The sequence below is a fragment of the Thalassospira sp. UBA848 genome, from assembly GCF_002295455.1.
Classification (GTDB): Bacteria; Pseudomonadota; Alphaproteobacteria; order Rhodospirillales; family Thalassospiraceae; genus Thalassospira.
In genome coordinates this window covers 1-21496 of the sequence record NZ_DBGS01000078.1, presented here as the reverse complement: position 1 = coordinate 21496, position 21496 = coordinate 1, and the positions used below count along the sequence as shown (strand labels likewise).

At 54.3% G+C, this 21496-nt stretch carries 16 protein-coding genes and 1 pseudogene; 6 read left to right on the top strand and 11 right to left on the bottom strand.

Features of this window, described 5'->3' with window-relative positions; genetic code table 11:
• From B2R48_RS10840 to B2R48_RS10830, 3 genes and pseudogenes are all read left to right on the top strand, one after another.
• A pseudogene (locus B2R48_RS10840) lies at positions 1 to 205 on the top strand (FAD-dependent oxidoreductase); the annotation flags it as partial.
• A gap of 32 nt (positions 206 to 237) precedes the next feature.
• Positions 238 to 1542 carry a M20 family metallopeptidase gene (locus tag B2R48_RS10835; RefSeq protein WP_297000099.1) on the top strand — a complete coding sequence of 435 codons (1305 nt, stop codon included), beginning with the start codon at positions 238 to 240 and terminating at the stop codon, positions 1540 to 1542.
• A gap of 53 nt (positions 1543 to 1595) precedes the next feature.
• Positions 1596 to 1943 carry a RidA family protein gene (locus tag B2R48_RS10830; protein ID WP_297000097.1) on the top strand — a complete coding sequence of 116 codons (348 nt, stop codon included), beginning with the start codon at positions 1596 to 1598 and terminating at the stop codon, positions 1941 to 1943.
• Positions 1944 to 2025: 82 nt separating this feature from the next.
• Here B2R48_RS10830 and B2R48_RS10825 read toward each other — a convergent pair whose 3' ends face one another.
• Positions 2026 to 3264, bottom strand: coding sequence for a bifunctional alpha/beta hydrolase/OsmC family protein (locus tag B2R48_RS10825; RefSeq protein ID WP_297000096.1), 1239 nt, complete (start codon positions 3262 to 3264; stop codon positions 2026 to 2028).
• Between the two features lie 102 nt (positions 3265 to 3366).
• Here B2R48_RS10825 and B2R48_RS10820 point away from each other — a divergent pair, with 102 nt between their 5' ends.
• A complete protein-coding gene (locus B2R48_RS10820; RefSeq protein WP_297000094.1) occupies positions 3367 to 3882 on the top strand; it encodes a GNAT family N-acetyltransferase in 516 nt (171 codons plus the stop codon).
• Between the two features lie 38 nt (positions 3883 to 3920).
• Here the strand turns inward: B2R48_RS10820 and B2R48_RS10815 are convergent, their stop codons facing one another.
• The 7 genes from B2R48_RS10815 to B2R48_RS10785 all read right to left on the bottom strand — a co-directional run bounded on the left by B2R48_RS10815 (position 3921) and on the right by B2R48_RS10785 (position 11134).
• Entirely contained in the window at positions 3921 to 4418 is a 498-nt protein-coding gene (locus B2R48_RS10815) for a thioesterase family protein (protein WP_297000092.1), read from the bottom strand.
• Positions 4415 to 5356 carry an ornithine cyclodeaminase family protein gene (locus B2R48_RS10810; protein WP_297000091.1) on the bottom strand — a complete coding sequence of 314 codons (942 nt, stop codon included), beginning with the start codon at positions 5354 to 5356 and terminating at the stop codon, positions 4415 to 4417. The genes B2R48_RS10815 and B2R48_RS10810 overlap by 4 nt, the downstream gene beginning before the upstream one ends.
• Before the next feature lie 127 nt (positions 5357 to 5483).
• Positions 5484 to 6335 carry an alpha/beta hydrolase gene (locus B2R48_RS10805; protein WP_297000089.1) on the bottom strand — a complete coding sequence of 284 codons (852 nt, stop codon included), beginning with the start codon at positions 6333 to 6335 and terminating at the stop codon, positions 5484 to 5486.
• A gap of 287 nt (positions 6336 to 6622) precedes the next feature.
• Entirely contained in the window at positions 6623 to 8092 is a 1470-nt protein-coding gene (locus B2R48_RS10800; protein ID WP_297000087.1) for a M81 family metallopeptidase, read from the bottom strand.
• A gap of 87 nt (positions 8093 to 8179) precedes the next feature.
• Positions 8180 to 9235 (bottom strand): DctP family TRAP transporter solute-binding subunit, encoded by a 1056-nt coding sequence (locus B2R48_RS10795; protein WP_297000085.1) that lies wholly within the window; start codon positions 9233 to 9235, stop codon positions 8180 to 8182.
• Positions 9236 to 9335: 100 nt separating this feature from the next.
• Positions 9336 to 10616: a TRAP transporter large permease gene (locus B2R48_RS10790; RefSeq protein ID WP_062954386.1), complete on the bottom strand. Its 1281-nt coding sequence runs from the start codon at positions 10614 to 10616 to the stop codon at positions 9336 to 9338.
• A complete protein-coding gene (locus B2R48_RS10785) occupies positions 10613 to 11134 on the bottom strand; it encodes a TRAP transporter small permease (RefSeq protein ID WP_297000083.1) in 522 nt (173 codons plus the stop codon). Before B2R48_RS10785 ends, B2R48_RS10790 begins: the two co-directional genes overlap by 4 nt.
• Before the next feature lie 481 nt (positions 11135 to 11615).
• Between B2R48_RS10785 and B2R48_RS10780 the strand changes: the two genes are divergently transcribed.
• Positions 11616 to 12500, top strand: coding sequence for a MurR/RpiR family transcriptional regulator (locus tag B2R48_RS10780; protein WP_297000082.1), 885 nt, complete (start codon positions 11616 to 11618; stop codon positions 12498 to 12500).
• Positions 12501 to 12513: 13 nt separating this feature from the next.
• On the opposite strand, the gene B2R48_RS10775 is transcribed toward B2R48_RS10780, so the two are convergent.
• Together B2R48_RS10775 and B2R48_RS10770 are read right to left on the bottom strand one after the other, a co-directional pair.
• Positions 12514 to 16860 carry a translocation/assembly module TamB domain-containing protein gene (locus B2R48_RS10775; RefSeq protein WP_297000080.1) on the bottom strand — a complete coding sequence of 1449 codons (4347 nt, stop codon included), beginning with the start codon at positions 16858 to 16860 and terminating at the stop codon, positions 12514 to 12516.
• Positions 16861 to 16946: 86 nt separating this feature from the next.
• The gene (locus B2R48_RS10770; RefSeq protein ID WP_297000079.1) at positions 16947 to 18956 is read right to left on the bottom strand and encodes an autotransporter assembly complex protein TamA; all 2010 of its coding nucleotides are present in this window, start codon (positions 18954 to 18956) and stop codon (positions 16947 to 16949) included.
• Between the two features lie 290 nt (positions 18957 to 19246).
• Between B2R48_RS10770 and B2R48_RS10765 the strand changes: the two genes are divergently transcribed.
• Positions 19247 to 21217: a GNAT family N-acetyltransferase gene (locus B2R48_RS10765; protein WP_297000078.1), complete on the top strand. Its 1971-nt coding sequence runs from the start codon at positions 19247 to 19249 to the stop codon at positions 21215 to 21217.
• A gap of 40 nt (positions 21218 to 21257) precedes the next feature.
• Here B2R48_RS10765 and B2R48_RS10760 read toward each other — a convergent pair.
• The coding region (locus B2R48_RS10760) for a peptidase C39 family protein (protein WP_297000077.1) at positions 21258 to 21496 on the bottom strand (239 nt) is incomplete at its 5' end.

Sequence of the window (21496 nt, the reverse complement as noted above, 5' to 3'; positions counted from 1 at the left end):
TCCGGTATCAAGCTTTGATCCGGCTGATGACAGTTTCTATTGGCTGGCCGGTCAAGGTGGCTATGGCATCCAGACAGCACCGGCCATGGGTGAATATGCCGCAAGCATCATCACCGGCAACGGCGTTCCGGCGCAGATGGAAAAACTTGGCATTACCACAGATGCCCTGTCGGCGACCCGTCCCACCCTTGTTAGCGGCAAGTAGTTATCGGCCTTGACCGATCAGGAGAAAGACCAATGAGCCAGTTTGACCGTGCAGCGCAATTTGATCGTGCAGCCTTGCGCGATGCTGTTTCAAAGCGTACCCAAAGCGCGATTGATGATTTGTGTGCGCTGGTGCGTCATGAAAGCCTGCTTGGCAATGAAGCATCCGCGCAAGGTTGGATTTCTGACAAGTTTGCGGCGATGGGGCTGGATGTCGAACGGGTCAAGATTGACATCAGCGCCTTACGCGATCAGCCGGGCTTTTCGCCACCCGTGATTGATGGTTATGACGGGCGTGAAAACGTTGTTGGCCTGCATCGCCCGAAAAACCCGACCGGACGCAGCCTGATCCTGAATGGCCATATGGATGTGGTGCCGACAGGACCGGCCGAACAGTGGCGCCATAGCCCCTTCACCCCGCATGTCGAGGATGACTGGATTTACGGCCGCGGCGCTGGCGACATGAAAGCCGGCATCATTGCCTATTGCCAGGCGCTTCAGGCGCTGTACGATATTGGGCTTGAACCGGCTGCCCCGGTCACCCTGCAATCGGTGATCGAAGAAGAATGCACCGGCAACGGCGCGCTGGCCTGCCTGCATGCAGGATACAAGGCTGACTGTGCCATCATTCCCGAACCGTTTAACCAGACCCTGATGACCGCCCAACTTGGTGTCATGTGGTTCCAGATCCATGTTTCAGGCAGTCCGGCACATGTTCTGGATACTTCGGCGGGCAGCAACGCGATTGAATCTGCCTTTGGTTTCTTTGAAACCCTTAAGGAAGTCGAGGAAATCTGGAACCATCCGACCCATCGTCACGCAGCATTTGGTGCGCATGTCCATCCGGTGAACTTCAATCTCGGCAAGATTGAAGGCGGCGAATGGGCGTCCACCGTGCCGCCGGTGTGCACGGCGGATATCCGTGTCGGGTTTTATCCAGGTATGGAACTTGAAAAGGTTCGCGAAACCATTGAGGCCGTGAAGCAAAGCGCGCTTGATAACCACCCCGCCTGCAAGGGGGCCAAGATCGAGATCACCTATCGCGGTTTTCAGGCCGAAGGCTGCGAGATGGATATCAATCACCCGATGATGTCCATGATTGGCGATATTCATCAGGAAGTGACGGGCAAGGAGATCAAAAACCTTGCCTCGACCGCGACCACCGATGCGCGCTTCTTCCAGATTTATGGCAACATCCCGGCAACCTGTTACGGCCCGAAGGCCGAACGCATTCACGGTATTGATGAACGGGTTTCTATCACATCAATGATGGAAGTGACCGAGGTGCTTGCCCTGTTCATCGCCGACTGGTGCGGCGTGCAAAAGCGTGCTACCTAACACCAAATTCTCTTTCGAATAATATATCCAATGCTTGTATCAAGGAGCGTTTCATGAGCATCCAGCGTCTTCACACCGGCCCGCGTATGAGCCAGGCCGTTGTCCATGGCAACACCATCTATCTGGCCGGTCAGGTTGGCAACCCTGACAGCGACATCACCAACCAGACCAAGGAATGCCTTGAAAAGGTTGATAGCCTTCTGGCCGAATGCGGCTCCGGCAAGGAACACATCCTGTCGACCACCATCTGGCTTGCCGACATGAAGGACTTTGCAGCAATGAATGCTGTTTGGGATGCGTGGGTGCCGCAGGGTCACACCCCGGGTCGTGCCTGCGGCGAAGCAAAGCTTGCCACCCCTGATTATCTGGTTGAGTTCATCGTGATCGCAGCCAAGCCCTAATTCAGGCACTACAGACAAAAGCAAGGCGCCCGGCCTGCAAGAAGCAGCCGGGCGCTTTTATGTCGGGGTTATTCCGGTTGCGTTAGTCACCTTGATCCACTTCCTGCGTGACGATCACAGCAGATGCCTCCAACGTTTTGTGGACCGGGCATTTATCCGCAATTTCAAGCAGGCGATTGCGGGTGTCTTCATCAAGTTTCCCGCTTAACGCAATACGGCGTTCAAATCGGTCCACCTTGCCGCCCTTTTGCACTTTGTTTTCTGCACAATCAGCACAGTCATCAGCATGAACTTTTTCATGCAGGACTTCGGCCCGAATACCATCAAGGGCAATGCCCTTGTGATCGGCATACATCCGGATCGTCATCACCGTGCAACTGCCAAGGGCTGCGGACAAATAATCATAGGGTGACGGACCTGTATCCAACCCGCCGACTTTTTCGGGCTCATCCGCCAGCAAGCGATGGCGACCAGCCAAGACCATGGACTGGAATTTGCCAAGGCCGGTTTCGCGCACAATCACGCCTTCGCTGATTTCGGGTTCAGTTTTGCCATCCTTGGGCAGGTACTTTTTCGCCCATGCGGCAATCACAGATGCCGCGTAGCTCGCATCATCAGGGTCGCGCAGCAAATGATCCGCCTGATCAAGTGATACAAAGCTTTTGGGATGTTTGGCCGTATCAAAAATCTTGCCTGCATTTTCAATACCGACCGTCTGATCCAGGGGTGCATGAAGCACCAGAAGCGCCTTTTTCATCTGCCCGACCTGAGATGGCAGGTCATACGCGCCAAGGTCATCGACAAACTGTTTGCGGATCACAAAAGGACGCCCGCCAAGGCACACCTCGGCCTCACCCTTGTCGCGGATATCGCCAAGATGATCAGCAAAGTTATGCGTGACATGTGTGACATCCGACGGTGCGCCAATCGTTGCGACCGCTGTTGCCTCCTTGATGCGATCTGCGACCGCCAGCACCGCCGCCCCGCCCAGGGAATGCCCGATCAGAAGTTTTGGTGCTTCGAATTCATCGCGCAGGAAGTCAGCCGCCCGTTCAAGGTCATCAAGGTTTGACGTGAAGTTGGTCGAGGCAAAATCACCGCCCGACCCACCCAAACCGGTGAAATCAAAGCGCAGCACACCAATCCCTTCGACCGTCAGGGCCTCGGCAATCTTGCGGGCTGCAATCAGATCCTTGGTGCAGGTAAAACAATGCGCAAACAGCGCATAGGCCTTGACCGGACCGGTTGGCAGATCAAGTCGTGCTGCCAGTTCGGCGCCATGGGCCCCTTCAAATGTCAGCTTTATCGGTTTTCCGGGCATCTTAATCCTCCTGACCTTTGCGGGGTAAAATCATACTGCTATTTCAAATGACTGCCGATAGGATCACACGCAGGGTTGCAGATTAACACGGACAGTTCAGTGATGATTGTTCAAACCGAACGCACAATTTTGCGAGAAGCCAGTCATGAAGATGCATCATTCATTCTTCAACTGGTGAACGAACCCGGCTGGCTTCGGTTTATCGGAGATCGCGGCATTCATGATGTTGAGGCCGCGCGCGATTTTATTGACCTGCGCTGGCGCGAAATTCATCCGAAACTGGGGTTTGGTCTTTGTATCGCTGAAGAAACATCGACCCACACCCCGATCGGCCTGATCGGGTTTGTGCAACGTGACAGTCTTGATGCCCCCGATATCGGTTATGCCGTGAGCGGCCCCTATCAGGGCAAGGGATATGCCTATGAAGTCTGTCGCGCGCTGATTGACCATGGCTGGAACAATCTTGGTTACGAAAAAATCTATGGCTACTGCCAGCCCGACAATGCGGCATCCATCAGGTTACTTGAAAAACTTGGCCTGCGTTATCTTCGCGATCAGGATGTCAATAACAATGGTGACGTCTGCAAGCTATATGGCGCAACGCGACCGATCCGTTGAAACAGTAAACCCCGCAATGTGACTGCGGGGTTTGAACGTTACTTACGACGAATGCCGATCTTGCGTCCGACCCCGGATGGGGTCGGCAGCCCCGCATGGGCTTCCTTGATCCTGTTTAGCGTTTCCATGATGTCATCGGGGAACGGGGCGGAACGCCGTTCCTTCATGTTGATATGCATGGTGATGATTTCATTGGTCGAGGCCAGCCAGCCCTCGGAGCCATGTCGCATTTCATGATACATGTGAATGCGTTTCTGATCGCAATCCAGAACACGGGTATGGATCACGTATGGATCATCCTTGTGGATTTCGCGATCATAGGTCACATGCATTTCAAGGCCAAAGGTCGATCCGCCGCGCCGTTCGGGATAGGTGTATCCCATCCCCACCGCGTCAAGAAACGCCATCGATCCCAGATCAAACGCGACCACGTAATAGCCAACATTCATATGGCCGTTGAAATCAATCCATTCAGGTTTGATATGCCCGCGAAAAGCTTCAAGCGGTTCGGGCGCAAACAGATCGGTGCTGATCATTTTTCCACGGCCTTTACAACCGCCACAGCCGCGACGAAATCTTCAAGCGAATGACCAACCGATTTGAAGACCGTGCATTCCGTATCAGATTCACGACCCTTGACCTGCCCGCGGGTCAGACCGAACAGATCGCCGACAATATCTGATTTGGCAATCGCACCGCTGTCGATGGCCTGAACGACGTCGCCGCCTTCGGCACTCGCCCCCTCGAAACTGTCGACATAGATGCGGCACTTCTGCATGACGGCATCATCGGTTTCGCGCATGGTGGGCTTGAACGCGCCGACCAGATCAACGTGCGTTCCTTCACGCAGCCAGTCGCCATGTACCAATGGCTCGGTCGAGAGGGTTGCGCACGAGATCAGGTCAGCGGATTTGCACGCGCCTTCGAGGTCATCCGTGCCCTTGGCGTTAAAGCCCAAGTCGGAAATCTCGGTCGCCAGTTTTGCGGCCTTTTCAGGATTGCGGTTCCAGATGGTGACATTCTTGATCGGGCGGACCGATGCATGTGCCTTGATCAATTGTGGGGCCATCGCACCCGACCCGACCATAACCATGTCGCTGGTATCCTTGCGCGCCAGATAGTCACATGCCAATGCGGATGCCGCTGCTGTGCGGCGCGTGGTCAGTTTGGTGCCATCAATAACCGCGGATGGCTGACCTGTGACGGCATCCAGCAAAACATAGGTGCCGGAAACAGCCGGAAGATTGCGTGCCGAATTGCCCGGCACGACGGCGGCGATTTTCACACCGGCCGCGCCATCCTTTTGCCAGGCCGGCATAATGAGGAAGGTTGCGTCATCCTCGTTGCTGCGTTCCATATTGAAATGACTGCGCAGTGGTGCTTCGCAGCCTTGTTCGAACCCGTCGCGAAGGGCTTCGACCAAATCACGGGGCGAGACAAATTTTTCGATATCTTCGGCAGTAATGAAACGCATGAGCCTTCCTGTAGAACTGTTTTTCATTTCAGTGCGGTAGCAGGCATATTTTATACCACGTTGCGACACGCACGTCACAGGAAGACCAGTAGTTTTTTATGCTGTTTTGCGGGGAATTCAGCGCGATTTACGGCTGCAAAAACCGTTTGAGCGTCCCAAACAGTGATCCGGTGCCAAGGAACACTTCTTCAAGCACGGTAAAGTGGTTGGCCCCCCATGCCTTATAGACCGAAACCTTAAGCCCGGCACTGCCGCAATAAGCACCATAGGCATCGCTTTGACGGACAAATTCCGGGCTTTCATTACCACCAACGACCACCATCAAACGTGCATCAAGTGGCACGCCATCAAGCATCGGCGAATTGTCGGCAGCCGATGCTTCGTCAAGGCGGACATCATCATTGATCGTGGTGTGCCGGATCGGTTCAAGATCAAAAACACCTGAGATCGGCACGATGGCCTCGAACGGCATCGCATCGCCAAGCGTTTCTGCCCAATCGTGGGTGGCCAGACGGGCGACGATCTGCCCACCAGCGGAATGGCCAGAAATCGAAATCCGGTCACGGTCACCGTTAAAGTCTTCGATGTGCTGGTAAATATAGGCGATGGCACGCACGGCTTCTTCGGTGATGTCGGCCACTGTGACATCAGGACAAAGATCGTAATTCGGGCAGATGACCGTAAATCCGGCTGCGACCAGATCGCGCGCGACAAAGGCATAGTCCTTCTTGTCCTGACTGCGCCAATAACCACCATGGAAAAACACATGCACCGGTGCGCCCGGATCGGATGCCATGAAAACATCCATGGTTTCCTTGGGGCCATCGCCAAAGCGAACGTCAATCTTGCCACCAAGCTGGGCACGCGTTTCATCCGACAGTTTCACAAACCGTTCAAAATGGGTCATGAAGTCCGGCACGGTTTCGCGCGGATTATATTGCCATTCCAGCTCTGCTGCCGTGAAACCGCCCCAAGCCATCGGAACCTCATTATTATCGGTGAAAACGATCTCGTCTGATTCAATCTTTCTTTAAATTTGAATTGTTTGCAATCACTTCACCAAATACATGGTGTTTTTAACTAAACTCACCAACGCACAGGACCCGCAAAAAACAAGGCCGCGCGACAGCTCCAACACAAAAGAGCCATGACGGGGCATCACACCCAATCATGGCCCAAACCTTGGCCTGCCTCTGGCATGGGGACTTTTTAACAGCTCGAATGTGTGGCTTTTGAGCCGCCTGCAACTGTCACAGGTTAAATTGTCTATCCAGCCTTCTTTTCGAACGGATCTTCGACAATCGGCCACAGGTCGCGGGTCAGATGACGGTACCCGTTTGTTTTCGGATCGGACGGGTATGGTCCATGCACATCGACATAAATGATTTCGCCCGCAATCTTGGCAAACGAGTCATAAAAATGGTTGGTTGATTTAATAAAGAGATATTTCTTGGATGCCGGATCGATCCCCATGTTGGAAAACAGGCTAGGATCAAAGCTTTGAGAACGATTGGTATTGAGGATGACTTCCCCCCCGTCAGGCAGGATGATCACTACGCAATCGCCAAGGGGAACAATGCTTTCGCCGAAATATTGCCAGGCATCACGTTTCAATGCTTTGACCCGGACCTCGGCATCGATTGGCGCGCCAGCATGCGCCCCGGTTTTACCGCCAAAACGCAGGGGCAAAACCGCCCCCTCACCCGCAGAAAAGCAGGTCCGCACGGCCATCGGATCCCACAAGGTGCCAAAGGCATAATCGTTAAGCCCGCGTTCGATCACGGTCCGTAGCAAAATGGTGCTGTCGCCCGGAACGCCACCGCCCGGATTATCCCAGACATCGGTCAGAACAATCGGCTTGGCATCGGATGCCAATGCCTGATCAAGGGCGATTTCAGGTTTGAGGAATGTGGGGCGGGTGGCCCCGCGGAAACCAAACAACTCAACCCCCAGGTTTCGTGCAATCTGCTTGGCTTCCGCAGGGTTATTGTTGGTGGTGACAATCACCTTGGCCCCAAGATCCGGTACGTCACCAGCCATAAATCCGTGAATGAAAGATACCGACAGGATGTCACCCGTGCCTTCCATATCCTTGGCCCGGTCAATGAACGACCGCATCGGTTCGCGCGATGTCGGCAACACCTCGATCATATGGCAGTCAAACACGGCCTTGGCCGGTTTGATTTCGCCGCGCAATGTGCGCAACACAAGGTCAACAACCGAACGCCCCGTTTCAACAAAATCGGTATGGGGGAATTCCTTGAACGCGACGATGATGTCGGCGCTATCAATGCGTTTCTGGGTCAGGTGGCTGTGCGGATCAAAGCTTGTGCCGATCACGACATTCGGGCCAACCAGATCGCGAATGCGCGCAAGAAGATCGCCTTCACAATCAAGATAGTCCTGAGCGACCATCGCCCCGTGCAGACCAAGGATCACACCATCGACCGGCATGGCCGCGCGCAACTGCCCCAGGACTTCATCACGAAGCTGTTCATATGTTGCGCGGTTGACCAGCCCCCCCGGCTCCGCCCAGGTGGCAGTGCCTTCGATCAGTTCCCAGCCTTCCTTTGCGGCACGCAGGCGACCTTCGGTAAAGACAGCACTGCAGAGCGTCGGCGTCACCGGGTGCTGGCCGGGCGGTGCATAAAAGCTTTCCTGAAAATCGGAAAAATCAGTGCGCAAAGGTGAAAATGTGTTGGTCTCGGTCGCAATCGAGGCGCAAAAAATCCGCATGGCCCGTGCCTTTGTTATTGGTCTTTTGGTATCAAAAAATGAATTGCGAAGGGGCGAGAACCCCGCCCCTTCGGCAGATGGAATGGATTATTCCATGTAGCGGTTGGCGTTGGCCTTCTCGACTTCTTCCTTGAACAGGTTCAGAAGTTCGACACCTTCATCGCCAAGGCTTTCCTGGACGTGTTTGACCACGACCGGCTGGGTTGCCTCTTTGAACTTTTCACGGTCTTCAGCCGACAGTGCGGTGATTTCCATTTTGTCCTTCAGACCCGCAAGACCACGATCAGAAGCCTCGATCACGCGTGACACGCCACGGCTTGCAACAACGCAGGACTGTGCAGCGTAACGGATGATCTTCTGCTGATCGGCGGTCAGGTCATCCCAGAATGCCTTCGACAGCATCATGGTGTAGGGCGAGAACAGGTGGTTGGTCAGGGTCAGATACCCCTGCACTTCGTTGAACTTGGCAAAGGTCACGGTCGGAACCGGGTTCATTTGACCATCAATCACACCCGTCTGAAGGCCGGCATAAACTTCGCCCCATGCCATCGGATATGCTTCGGCACCAAGGGCCTGCATGATTTTCTGGTGGGATGGAAGCGACATGGTACGAATGCGGATACCCTTGAAATCTTCAAGCGTTGCAATCGAATGCTGCGAGTTGGTCACAGCAAAGAACCCGCCAGTATCCGGGAAACCAAGAACCTTCACATCACCAAGCGTATCCTCGATATCGCTTGCAAGGGTCTCGCCAAACGGGCCATCAAACACGTCATAGGTCGATGCGTTGCTGTCAAACGCGAACGCAAGGTTCAGGACATCAATGCGCGGATAATAGGACGCCAGCGCACCGGTCGAGGTCAGCGTGCCCTGGATCAGGCCATCACGAACCATCTGGACATGCTCGGCAGCCGAGCCAAGCTGGTTGGACGGATAAACTTCGACTTCGATCTCGCCATTGGTGTCAGCTTCGACAATGTTGGCGAAAACAGCGGTGCAGGCATGCGCCGGATTTTCAAACGCATCGGTCTTGTTGTCATGCGCGAATTTAAGAACCTTCGGCTCTGCAAACGCCATCGATGTGCTGCCCATCAGCATCGCGGTTGCAAGGGCGGCTGCGCCCAAACGCTTTGCGGTTTTCATTTCTACCTCTCCTTGATTTAACGACTTTATGTGTCCGGCATTTTTGTGGTGTGTGCCCCGGCCCGGACCTGACCGGGGCTGTCTCCTTAACCCCGCTGGCCTAGCGGAACCCCAGCAATCGCGGTATCGCAAGTGCCAGATCCGACCAAAAGGCAAACAGGAACAGCACGCCCAGCTCGGCCAGAAGGAATGGCCAAAGTTGTGCGGCAATCTTTTCAAGCTTTTCACCCGTGACCGATGACAGAACGAACAGACAGGCCCCGACAGGCGGCGTCATCAGCGAGATGTTGAGTGCCAGGATAAAGATGATCCCGGCATGGATCGGGTCCATGCCAATCTGGATGGTCAGCGGCACCAGAACGGGGGCGAGAATGATCAGGATGGCGTTGATATCCATCACCATGCCAATCATCAGAAGCATCCCGACAATCATGAAAATCACGATATAGGGGTTGTCCGAAACGCCCAGCACCATGGTCGCGACTTCCTGCGGAATGCGGTTGAAGCTCAGCCACCAGCCAAGGATCGAGGCAAAGGCAATGATGACAAAAATCACCCCGGTCACGCGTGCGGTACGCACCAGCATCGTAAAGAAATCGGCAAAGCTAAGCGCGCGATAGACAAACACACCGATGAACAGTGCATAGGCCACGGCAACCGACGCTGCCTCGGTCGGGGTGACAATCCCGCCCAGAATTCCGCCCAGAATGATCAAGGGCATGATGAGAGCGGTGATCGACGATTTGAAAATTTTCCAGACTTCCAGAAGCGATGCGCGACGTTCGCTCTTTGGCAGGTTCTTGGTGCGTGCTGTCACTGCAATCACGGTCATGCAGATCAGGCAGATCATCAGACCGGGCAGGATACCGGCGGCAAACAGCCCCCCGATTGAAACGCCCATCAGCGATCCATAAACCACCATCAAGCCGGATGGCGGGATGGTCGGGCCGATGATCGAACCAGCCGCCGTAACTGCACAGGCATAATCGCGGCGATACCCGCGTTCCACCATCGCTGGTACGAGCGTCTTGCCGAAGGCGGCTGCATCAGCCGTTGCCGCCCCGGTCAAACCGGCAAAGAAAACAGATGCCAACATGTTGGTATGCGCCAAACCGCCGCGCATATGCCCGACAAGCGCCTGGGCGAACTTCACCAAACGGCTGGTAATGCCGATATGGTTCATGATTTCGCCCGCCAGGATAAAGAAGGGCATGGCAAGGAACGGGAAGACGTTCAGTCCGTTAAAGACCTTGCTTGGGCCCTGGGACAAGAACATCCCCCCGCCCATGTCAAAGAGGCCAACAACGCCTGCCACACCCAGAGCAAAGCCGATTGGCATGCCCAGAACCATCAGAACGACAAAGATAATTGCGACAATCATTCTGCGCCCTCCGCAAGATCAGCCGGGATGAAACGGCCCTGATCACGCAAGGCAACGAGAAGGAGCTGGATGGCAGCAAGCAATGCCGATACCGGAACGGCCGCATAAGGAAGTCCCAGTGACATGCCAAAGATCATTGCCTGACGGCGCATCCCGCTTTCGGCAAAATCAAACCCGTAAATCGCCAGATAAAGAAAGGCCGCAAGCGCAATCAGATCGACGAGGAACAGGATGGTGTGCTGGATCGGCGTCGGCAGGCTCAAGACAAACATGCCAATGCCGATATGTTCGCGCCGCGCAATCCCCGCCGAGATTGCCAGAAGTGCGGCCCATATCATCAGATAGCGCGCCAGTTCTTCGGGCCACGGCAACTGCCAATGAAAAATATACCGGTCAACAACACCCAGCCAGACATCCAGCACAAGGACAAGCATCAGAACTGCAATGATGCGTTCCACCACCCAGTTCAGGCACCGGCTTGCGGTTGCTGCTGTGGTTTCAATACGGCGTAAAGCCATCTCCGCCAAACTCTCCACTGATCAAATGTTATGTACTTTTTCTACATGATGATGATGATTTTGTAGTTTGTCTACATTATTTATCTCCAAAATTTCATAATTTTCACTCCAAAGCTTACTCTCAAACTGATATAAGTAGCTTAACTACATAAACTGTTTTCACAAGAACCTTGCCTGCTGCAAGTTTTTGAACGGGAAATAAACCAATTGAATCAAGGATGAAGAATCCCAAGGTCATGTTGCCGCCAAGCCGGAAATACCGACTTCGAACTGTCGGGCATTGAATAACTACATGGTCGATTTCGACCGGGTTAATGTCGACCAGAAGAACGATATTTGAAGTCAGAAAACAATCATTGGCAGCAATGCCATGACGCCAAAATTGAAATTGTGGCTATCGTCTGCAAACAGAAATAATGTTAGTTCACAACAGGGTGTCGGTTTTGACACACCAATCTAATAAACGGGTCAGGTCGATTCCATGCAACAAACCGCCGACATCATCAGCCTGCTGCGCAGCCAGTCGAGCAAATTTCCAAACCGCGAACAACTGGTCGCGGACTATGTCAGCGCGCATCTGGAAGACGTCACAACCATCGCCCTATCCGATCTTGCCAAGAAAGTCGGAGTCAGCGAACCCACCGTTATTCGGTTTTGTCGCACATTGGGGTGCGACGGGTTTCGTGATTTCAAAATCCGCCTGGCGCAAAACCTTGCTGTCAGCATTCAGTATCTGACATCCGAAGACATTTCAGACGACACAACTGCGGCAGATGTTCTTTCAAGTCATGTGCTGGGCGTGATCATCGACAACCTGCGTCTTCTGCGCGATCAGATTTCATCGGATCAAATTGACCAGGCTGCCGACATTCTGGTCAAGGCACGTCAGGTGGCGTTTTTCGGGGTTGGGGGCGGATCAACAACCGTGGCGTTTGACGCCGCAAACCGCTTTTTCCGGCTGGGAATTCCGGCACAATCGCAAAGTGATGGTTATTTGCAGCGGATGCTGGCCTCGACCTTTGGTGCTGAGGACGTGATTTTCGCGATCTCGACCAGCGGTCGCCCAACGGAACTTGTCCATTCCGCCGCCATTGCGCGCCAGTATGGCGCCAAGGTCATATCACTGACAAATCCGGACAGCCCGCTTGCAGCGGAAAGCGATCTGGTCATATCAATCAACATGCCGGAAAACCCCGACATCTATAAACCAACCGCCACACGCCATGCGTTTCTGGCAACGATTGATGTCATCGCGACGGCTGTGGCAAGACGCATGCCCGATCAGGCCAAGGAAAAACTAAGACGCATTCGTTCGTCCCTGCTGACAGTAAATCCCCCAACCGGTCGTCAGCCAGTCGGCGATTAAAGGTCGCGCCGCCTTAGTAATCCAGACGATATTGCACGCCGGCCTTGCTATCGATTTCGGTGGTTTCGCTGGTCACACTGATGTTGGGCGTGACTTCAATCTCGACTTCAACACCACTTGATCCCGGCGTTGAACCAGCCTTGGTGCCGACATAGACACCCTCGGTCAGGTATTTACCCACCTTGACCTCTGGCCCGTCTTCGCCACCACCAACCTGCAGCACGTCCGCACCGATAAAGCGTCGAATGCTGCCAACCACATCAAGACCTGTACCGCCACCTGACAGTTCATTTAACGCACTTGCCAACTGAACGGCTTCGACTGCCGAAAGGCTGCCCTGGGATTTACCGAACAGGACCTGTGACAGGATTTCGTCCTCAGGCAGTGACGGATTGGAAGACAGAACAAGTTCCGGATCACTCGACGGTCCCTGGAAGCCAGCCGTCACGACAAGGTCCTCGGTTGTGTAGACCCCCTCGATATCCAGCATCGGATCGGGCGGCGATGCCCCGGCAAAGGTGATTTGGGAATCCCGAATAACAAAGGTTTTGCCAATCACGTCCAGCTGCCCGCGCAGGGCCGACAGCTGCCCGCTGATACGCGGATCATCTGTGGTACCGGAAATATCAAGATTTCCGCCCCATTCCGAATCAAGTCCCTTGCCGCGCACAAACAAGCGTCCCGGGATATCCACCGTGACATCAAGATTGCCAACAAAGCTGTCCTCCGCATCTTTGTCGTCTTCGGCTACCCGGGTTTGCGACGCTTCTGGCAGGTTTTCAACTTCGATGGTCGGCACCGATTCCGGCAATGCCAACGTCAAATCCACTTCGCCACGCAGGACCGAAACCTTGCTTTGAATATCTGCCTCTGACTGAGAGCCGGTCACACTGGTTTGCACATCGGCCCAGAATTGCAGTTCATCCTTGCGCGACAGGGCAACATTACGCAGATCGGCAGACACGTCATATCGCACCTCCCCGCCATCCAGCAGATCAAGATCAACTGATGCCTTAACCGCGCCATTTCCCCCGTCAGTCGCCGTAAAGGACGGGATGGAAAGGCCTGCCTGATCAAAGGTGCCATCAAGCGCCATCTGATTAAGAATGGTGCCGTATTCAAGGTTTTCGTAGCGCCCCTGTGCAAGGGAAACGTCCCCGTTCCAACGCACATCATCAAGCGTTCCAGCGACATCAAGCGAAAGCTTGATCTTGCCTGACACCTGATGATCAGGGGCCGGAACATAAGGCCAGAATTCGGCGATCTCGCCATTGAGACGCACACGACCTGAGACCGGCGCGCCAAGATCGGGGCTGAAATCCTGTTCGAGCACAGAGACCGCAAGCGGCACCGTGCCTTCGGCAGTCAGGGCCTCAATATCGCCGTTGCCAAGTGATGCCTGGCCGGTAAGGGTGCCTGTCGCAAGCTTGATATCAAGCAGCATTTCAAACGGTTTTAGATCAGCAACAGCCTTTGCTGTAATGCCAGAAATCCGGCCATCGATCTGCGCTGTTGGCGAACTCCCCCGCGCTTCGCGGAAGCTGACATCAAGATTGGCTGTGCCGCTTAGCCCGTCATAGCCGGAAATACGCCCCCATGGCCCCAAATCGACATCATTGAGATGGAGTTCACCCGCAATCGATTTTTGCCCGGCTTCCTGATCAAGACGTGCGCGCAGATGTCCGGTTCCAACGGTCAGATCCGCATCCAACTGCTGCCTGCCATTTGCCCGCAGGACGAATTGCAACGGTTTGCGCAGCGCAATGGCTTGATCCCCGATATTCGCGTCAAACCGGCTGGCCGTGACGCTGAAATCGTCACCGAGCGACACATCTGCAATCAGATCGGTCGAGATTGGAACATTGCCCTGATAGTGGCCTGAACTGTCCATTGTGATGGCAAGCGTATCCAGACCACCCTTGATATCAAGGGAAACGTCATTAACGGCAATTGCCCCGGCGATGATGTCACGCCCGTCAAGTTTTGCTGATATCTCAGGCACATCAAACGCGTTACCGATTGTCGCATTAAGTTCGACATCTTCGATGCGTGTCGGATTGGCGTTTTCAGCACCCACCATCCGAAGCCCCCTTGCCGACGCCGACGCTGTGATGGTTTGGCGGTCATTTTCCGGGCGAAGGGCAATATCGGCAATTACTGTCCCATTGCCAAACCCGACACCAAACTGATCAAGAAATTCGGCATCAAGGTTTGAAAGCGCAATATCGCCACGCATCGGAACGCTGTAATCAGGCAAAGTGATGTCACCATTCAAAGCCAGATACTGCCCTTTCAGCGAGATCGCCTCAACCCGTAATTCATCCGAAGGCAACGAAACATTGGCAGCAAGTTTGAAAGCCCGGCTTCCCAGCATGAAGTCGGCATCATTGCCAAACGACAAAACAGACTGTTCCGACCAGGACATTCGGCTTGTCAGCAAAATATCCGAGAAGCTCTGACCTGCAACATCAAGGCTTGGCACATTGAGTTCAATCGTTCCCGGTGGTGCCGACAAGGCACCTTCCAGGTTGGCCGTCAGCGTGGCCGGGGAAATTTCGAGGCCAAGGTCAGGTCGCACAACACCCGGCGCGATATCAAGCTTGCTTTCAAGGGCCAGCTTCTCGAACGCATCGGTGATGTTCAGCTTCAGGGGGCCATTAATCATCGCCGTTTGCAGGGCGTCGACATCAACGCCCAGATCAAGATCGGGGGTCAACGTGACCTTGCCGATGATACGCGGTTCTTGCCCGACGATACGATCAAGGTCGGAAATCCCAAAGGTCGCCTGACTGGCGGAAACTTCAAGGCCGGTATCCAAGCCCTGCGTGCCCGACCATGTCAGGTCGGGGAATGCCACCTGCCCGCGCCCGCGCAAATCAAGGCCGGAGATTGCGGAAAAAATTGAAAGATCGGCGATATCTGCGACAAGACCGGATGTCGTCACATTCAGATTTTCGTCGATATCGGCCTGCCCGCGCAATGCGATATCGGGCAAATCCAATACCAATTCACGGACCGAGATATTGGCGAAGTCCGGTGACATTTCGGCATCAAGCGACAAGCTCTGTTCTGTGCCAAGAAATGCGCCAAGCCCCGGATCATTCCACTCCGAACCAGATGTCAGAAGTTCCAGTGTCGCCAAAAGGGTATCATCAACATCGTCTGTGGCAGGCATATCAGCCCGCAGGGCGACATTTGAAATTTGGGAAACAGGTGTTTTGACATCGCGCCCATCAAGGCGCAAAGCAAGGCCTGGCATTGCCAAATTGCCGTCCGCCTGCACAGAAAACCCAAGCTCTGCCCAAGAAACTGCACCATCGAAAAGTGCAGACATTTCGGGGTTAATATCGGCATTGATATCGGCCGCAATCCGGTTTTCATCCAGATTGATCTCGGTTACCCCGGACAATGACAGCGCATCAGCCATCACAATCGAAATGCGATCCAAAGCAAGGGTTTGGTCCCCTTGATCAAACGTCCCGCCAATGCCCAGTTCGACAGTCTTGCGCAGCGGTTCGGGCAGTTGTTCGGTGATGCGTTCCTGCGGGGCAAGTCCACCATCCAGGGCAAAACTCAGAACATCCGATGACAATTGCACGCCAACGTCGCTTTGAAGCGATGCATAGCCAGCAGCCGAAAGATCAAGCTTACCCTTCCAGTCATTGGCCGGGCCATCTCCGCTCAGTGCGATATTGATATCGGTCGATACACTTGGATCGACACCGGCCAGAGTCATAACCAGTCCATCACGGCCCAGCGCCCCGTCAATTTCGGCCGACAATTTTTCACCGGGCCCGTCAAAATCCAGGTCAAGTTTGAGGTGATCTGATCCGCCATCGCGTGGCTGCAGATCAAGAAATGCCGTTGCTGACAGGTTGGTTCCAACCTTTGCACGAGCATTCAGTGCATACAAAAAACTGTTGCCGGTAACCTGATCAACAATGGCGATCTCGCCAAGGGTCAATTCATCAAGTGCGACGCCCACTGGCAAAGCAAAGCCGCCACTGGCTTCATCGTCTTCTTGAACTGTTTCGGGCGTTGTGCCATCGGGCAAAATGACATTTGCCGAAGCCAAGGCCAGACGATTGACCTGCAACTGCCCGCCAAACAGCGCAATCGGTGACCAGTCGAACGCGATATCCTGAATATCGAGATGCAACCCGTCCGACGGACGATCCATTATCAGGCTGTCCAGAGTCAGACCGGTCCAAAGACTGCCTTCTAGGCGCCCCAATTCAAAGCTGCTGTCGGTTGCCGACGAAACAGTTTCATTTATCAGGGGCGTTGCCATCCGAAGAACCGGACCCGTCCCCGCAACAGCAATCGCACCCACAAGACCAAACACAGTTCCACCAAGCACGTAGGCGCCATAGCGCAGCCATTTCTTTGCTGAACGTGGCCCACTGTATGTTTTTTGATCTTTCGGTGGCAAAGAGTCAGACCCGGTCAAAATGCCTGCCCCAGACTGATATAGAATTGAAAATCGTCGTCAACGTTGGGCCGTTTATCGAGCGGCACCGCAACATCAAATCGCAGCGGCCCAACCGCTGTGTAGTACCGGAAACCAAGGCCCGCCGCCCACAAAAGACTGATATCTTCGGGTTCAGAACGCGCATAGACGTTACCACCTTCGATAAACGGCACGATGCCAAAGCTTTCGGTCACGCGTGCCCGAAACTCTGCCCCGACTTCCAGTACGGAACGGCCGCCCAACGGATCATGATCATCATCAAGTGGCCCGACCTTTTGATATTCATACCCACGGATTGATCCACCACCGCCGGAATAATAACGTTTGTTTGACGGCAGACCGCCACGCTCTTCGCCAATGATGGTACCTGTGCGGGCGCGTGCCGCAAAAACGTAGTCGCCATCATCGTCAAAGGCCAGATACTGCGACCCGGCCAACGAGACAGAGGTGAAATTGGTATCCTGATCGGACAGGCCCATATATGGCGAAACATTGATTTCGAACCGGTTACCCACGGTCGGATCAAGCGGATTGTCAGTATTGTCGTGACGCAACACACCCCGCAGGCCGGCAAGATAGAATTCCTCGTTCGGGGAATCCGATCCGGTCAGGTCGGAATATTCCGCCGTAACGCCAAATGTTGCTGTCCAGTTTTCCCAAAGTGGGCGTTCAATACCGGCAAAACTGTCAAGCGTTGAGCCCTTATAGGCATCTGTGTCGTTGTTCTTGGCATTTGCTTCGGCCACAAAGGACTGACGACGTTCAAGGAATTGCGGTTTCTTGAACTCCGCCGACAGACCCTGTTCAAGGCTTGAGACATCAAACCCCAGCCGCAACCGTTCCCCGGCACCAAAGAAATTGCGGTGTTCCCAAAAGGCATTGACGCCCGGACCATCTGCTGTCGAAAAGTTCACCCCGCCACCAATCGAGCGCATCTTGCGTTCAACGACATCGATCTCGACAGGGATTTCGCCATTTTCCTTTACTGGACCGGCGACTTTGACAATCACGCTGTCAAACAGGTTTGTTTGTGCCAGTTCGCGACGTGTGGTGCGGACTTCATCGGGGTGGTATTGATCGCCGTGATCCCAACTGTGATAACCGGCAATGAAATCAGGATCGACGTCCTGTGCGCCATTCACGGTAATATCGCCAAACTGCGCGAGCGGCCCGGTTTTAAAGGCATAATTGATGGTGATCGTCTTTTGTGCGGTGTCCGCCAAAATGGTGCGCTTTCCCGCTTCGACAAGCGGATAGCCCTGTTCACGCAAGATATCAACGCCGTATTGTTCACCCAGAATGATTGGTTCAGCAATTGCACGTTGACCGATCTCAAGGTTGGTTTTTTCCAGTTCCTCATCGGTCGCGTGACGTTCAACAACCCCATGCGGCCGCGTGATGACAAGATTGACCGCCGCAATCAGGTAAGGTGTGCCGGTATCGACATTATAGGTCAGGACCAGTGGATTGGGTTTATCACCCCCGGTGGCAAGCGCATCATCACCCGCCTGCCCCGCAACCGCGTCATTAGCGGTGTCTTGCCCGGATGCGTCCGTCTCGGCAGGTGCATCCGATGGGCTTTCCACCGCTTTTTCCCGGATACTGAAGGTGATTTGGCCGTCGTAAAATCCGTTGGAGCGCAAAACAGCCTGAAACCGCTCGATATCGTCCTCGGCGCGGCGTTGCAACCCGGCTCGCGACGCTGTTGGCCGTGACTGCAAGCGTCGGGCAGTGCTCACGGAATTGAGCGCTTCGATCAGTTTTTCTTCCTGGGAATCGATACCGGTAATCTCGACATCATAGGGGATGGTGGTTTGCAGGTCGTTCTGCAGAACGTCATCTTCCGCCCCATTGCCAAGGGCAAAGATCCCCTCGCCGCCTTCGTCTGATGCGCATGCCGAAAGAATTGTCCCTGCCAAGAGCAGTGGAACAACAGCAGCACGGCGCCCGAAAGCCGGGAAAGTGCGAAGCATGCGTTTACTCAAACCATCGTGTCCTTAATAGGCCCGCCTTCGAAGCGGGTCGTCATTAAACCTGTGTCGGTTGGACCTTGTTTTCCATATAGGTACAAACGGTCAGGACAATTAAATGTTTCAAAACAGGCTATTGAAAATACCATATTTTTATTCCGCCCGCAGGTCGAGTGATCCTGTGCCATGATCCATGAAAAAATGGCATGGCTATGAACAATAAATGCGCTTGCGCATCTTTCACATTGAGCGTACCGGAAGTTGAGAGCAACCAGATTGCCACCCCACCACAGGAGGTCCCCGCAGTGACTTCGACCCAAACCGCGACTGTTATCATCCGCAACGCCGTTCGCGCCGACCTTGACGGGCTTTGTGCCCTTGAAGTCGGCAATTTTGAAAGTGACATGATTTCGCGTGCATCATTCTCGCGGTTCCTGCGCCAGGCCAGTGCACGCCTTCTTGTGGCGGATGCTGGCGACGCGGATCATCCTGATGTTGTGGGGTATGGCTTGTTGTTGCTGCGCGCCAATACGGTTACCGCCCGGATTTACTCGCTGGCGATTACGCAAGAGTGGCGCGGCAAGGGTTTGGGCACACAACTTCTGGCCGGGCTTGAAAACCTTGCCATGGATGCGGGGTGTTCGCGTATCCGTCTTGAAGTGCGCGAAACCAACGAAACCGCCCGCAATCTTTACGAACGCCATGGCTATACGCGCATTGCCGATCTTCCGGGCTATTACGAGGATGGCGGCGATGGCATCCGCCTTGAACATGCGCTTTATGACAGCGAAAGCATGGTCAACCCGGCTGTTGCCACCGGTGCGCCCCTGATTCTTGTTGACCGGCTTTCGGATCAGCGCTTTGCCGTATCGGGTGCCCGCGTGATGCGGGTGCGCGATTATCTGGCACTTGATCATGGCGTGCGTAACCGGCGTGTGATCAACCTGTGTCAGTCTTATGAGTATCTGTCACGTGGTTATTATTGCAGCCTTCTGGCGGCAGCCCGTGCAGAGCGCGTCATTCCCGAAGCAGATGTTCTTTTGGACCTTAACTGGAAGCGCCTGCAAAAAACCGCACGCGCGGAACTCAGCCCGCAAATTATCGAAGCCCTGGAAAAATCCGGAAAAACACCTGATCAGGCACCGGATTATATTGATGTCTATTTCGGGCGCACGGCGAACAAGAAATTCCGTCAGATTGGCGAACGTGCCTTTGATCAGTTTCGCTGCCCGATCCTGCGCCTGCATTTAAATCCGCAGGACCGCAAGATCTTGCGTGAAATTGAAGCCCCGTCGGTCCGACAGCTTGATGACAGCAACCTTGCCGAGTTCGAAACTGCACTTCGCGCCTACTTGCGCGGGCGTGTTCGCAAGCAAGACAACGCCACACCGCCGACTGCCCTTGTTGCCATCTTGCATGACCCGGATGAAGTTCTGCCACCGTCAGACAAGGAAGCCCTTGCCAACTTCGTGCAGGCCGCATCCGACCTTGGCGCAAAAGCCGAACTGATTACGGCAAAGGACTTCCATCATCTTTCGGAGTTTGACGCCCTTCTGATCCGCGAAACCACCGCCCTTGATCACCACACCTATCGTTTTGCCAAACGCGCGGTAAAGGAAGGCATTCCGGTGATTGACGATCCGGACTCGATGCTACGGTGTACCAACAAGGTCTATTTGGCCGAATTGTTGCGCACCCACCGTATTCCGGCCCCGAAAAGTGCGATTTTTGATAAGCGCCGCATTGCCGAAATCGGCCAACAATTCAGCTTCCCGTCGGTTCTGAAGGTTCCGGACGGCTGTTTTTCGCGCGGGGTGCGTAAAGTCAAATCACCCGAACACTTGGGTGAAGTCGCGACCGAGATGTTTAAGAACTCGGAACTTCTGGTCATTCAGGAATATGTCGAAACCACCTTTGACTGGCGCATCGGTGTTCTGGGCGGTGAAGCCATCTTTGCCAGCCGCTATTTCATGGCACCGGGTCACTGGCAGATCGTCAAACACGAAGATGATGGCAAAAGCTTTGAGGAAGGCGGCTTTGAAACCCTTCCCGTTGAAGATGCCCCTGCCGACATCGTTGCGACTGCCCTTGCCTCTGCGCGGTTGATGGGCGATGGCCTTTATGGAGTGGACGTCAAGGAAACGCCGCATGGCCCGATGGTGATCGAGGTGAATGACAACCCCAATATTGATGCCGGAGTTGAGGACGTGGTTCTGGGCATGGACCTGTATCGCCGGATCATTGCGCACTTGCTGGGCAAGATTGCGCGCCCGTAAGGGCCTCAGCAACATTCCATAAAAGCAAAAGGCCGGGTTTTTACCTGGCCTTTTTATCAATGAAGACTGCGGCTTGCAGCTTGTCCCGACCATAGCGTGCCATCAGATCAAACTCATGGCGCAGGATCGGCACGGACAGGCAATCGCTTCCTGTAAACGGTTCATGGTCTTCGCCGATATCGGGGTCACTGACATAGACAAACCGGTCGTCAAAGCCCGACACCACCACCCAATGCGGGATTTTGTCGCCATAAATGCGGTATTGGCTGATCAGGACCA

Excerpts from the sequence above, each read along its gene's own strand:
- B2R48_RS10795 (WP_297000085.1), bottom strand. The coding sequence starts at position 9,235 with ATGAAAACCGCAAAGCGTTTGGGCGCAGCCGCCCTTGCAACCGCGATG.
- B2R48_RS10805 (WP_297000089.1), bottom strand. The coding sequence starts at position 6,335 with ATGGCTTGGGGCGGTTTCACGGCAGCAGAGCTGGAATGGCAATATAAT.
- B2R48_RS10780 (WP_297000082.1), top strand. The coding sequence starts at position 11,616 with ATGCAACAAACCGCCGACATCATCAGCCTGCTGCGCAGCCAGTCGAGC.
- B2R48_RS10790 (WP_062954386.1), bottom strand. The coding sequence starts at position 10,616 with ATGATTGTCGCAATTATCTTTGTCGTTCTGATGGTTCTGGGCATGCCA.
- B2R48_RS10785 (WP_297000083.1), bottom strand. The coding sequence starts at position 11,134 with ATGGCTTTACGCCGTATTGAAACCACAGCAGCAACCGCAAGCCGGTGC.
- B2R48_RS10835 (WP_297000099.1), top strand. The coding sequence starts at position 238 with ATGAGCCAGTTTGACCGTGCAGCGCAATTTGATCGTGCAGCCTTGCGC.
- B2R48_RS10800 (WP_297000087.1), bottom strand. The coding sequence starts at position 8,092 with ATGCGGATTTTTTGCGCCTCGATTGCGACCGAGACCAACACATTTTCA.
- B2R48_RS10815 (WP_297000092.1), bottom strand. The coding sequence starts at position 4,418 with ATGATCAGCACCGATCTGTTTGCGCCCGAACCGCTTGAAGCTTTTCGC.
- B2R48_RS10830 (WP_297000097.1), top strand. The coding sequence starts at position 1,596 with ATGAGCATCCAGCGTCTTCACACCGGCCCGCGTATGAGCCAGGCCGTT.
- B2R48_RS10810 (WP_297000091.1), bottom strand. The coding sequence starts at position 5,356 with ATGCGTTTCATTACTGCCGAAGATATCGAAAAATTTGTCTCGCCCCGT.
- B2R48_RS10825 (WP_297000096.1), bottom strand. The coding sequence starts at position 3,264 with ATGCCCGGAAAACCGATAAAGCTGACATTTGAAGGGGCCCATGGCGCC.
- B2R48_RS10820 (WP_297000094.1), top strand. The coding sequence starts at position 3,367 with ATGATTGTTCAAACCGAACGCACAATTTTGCGAGAAGCCAGTCATGAA.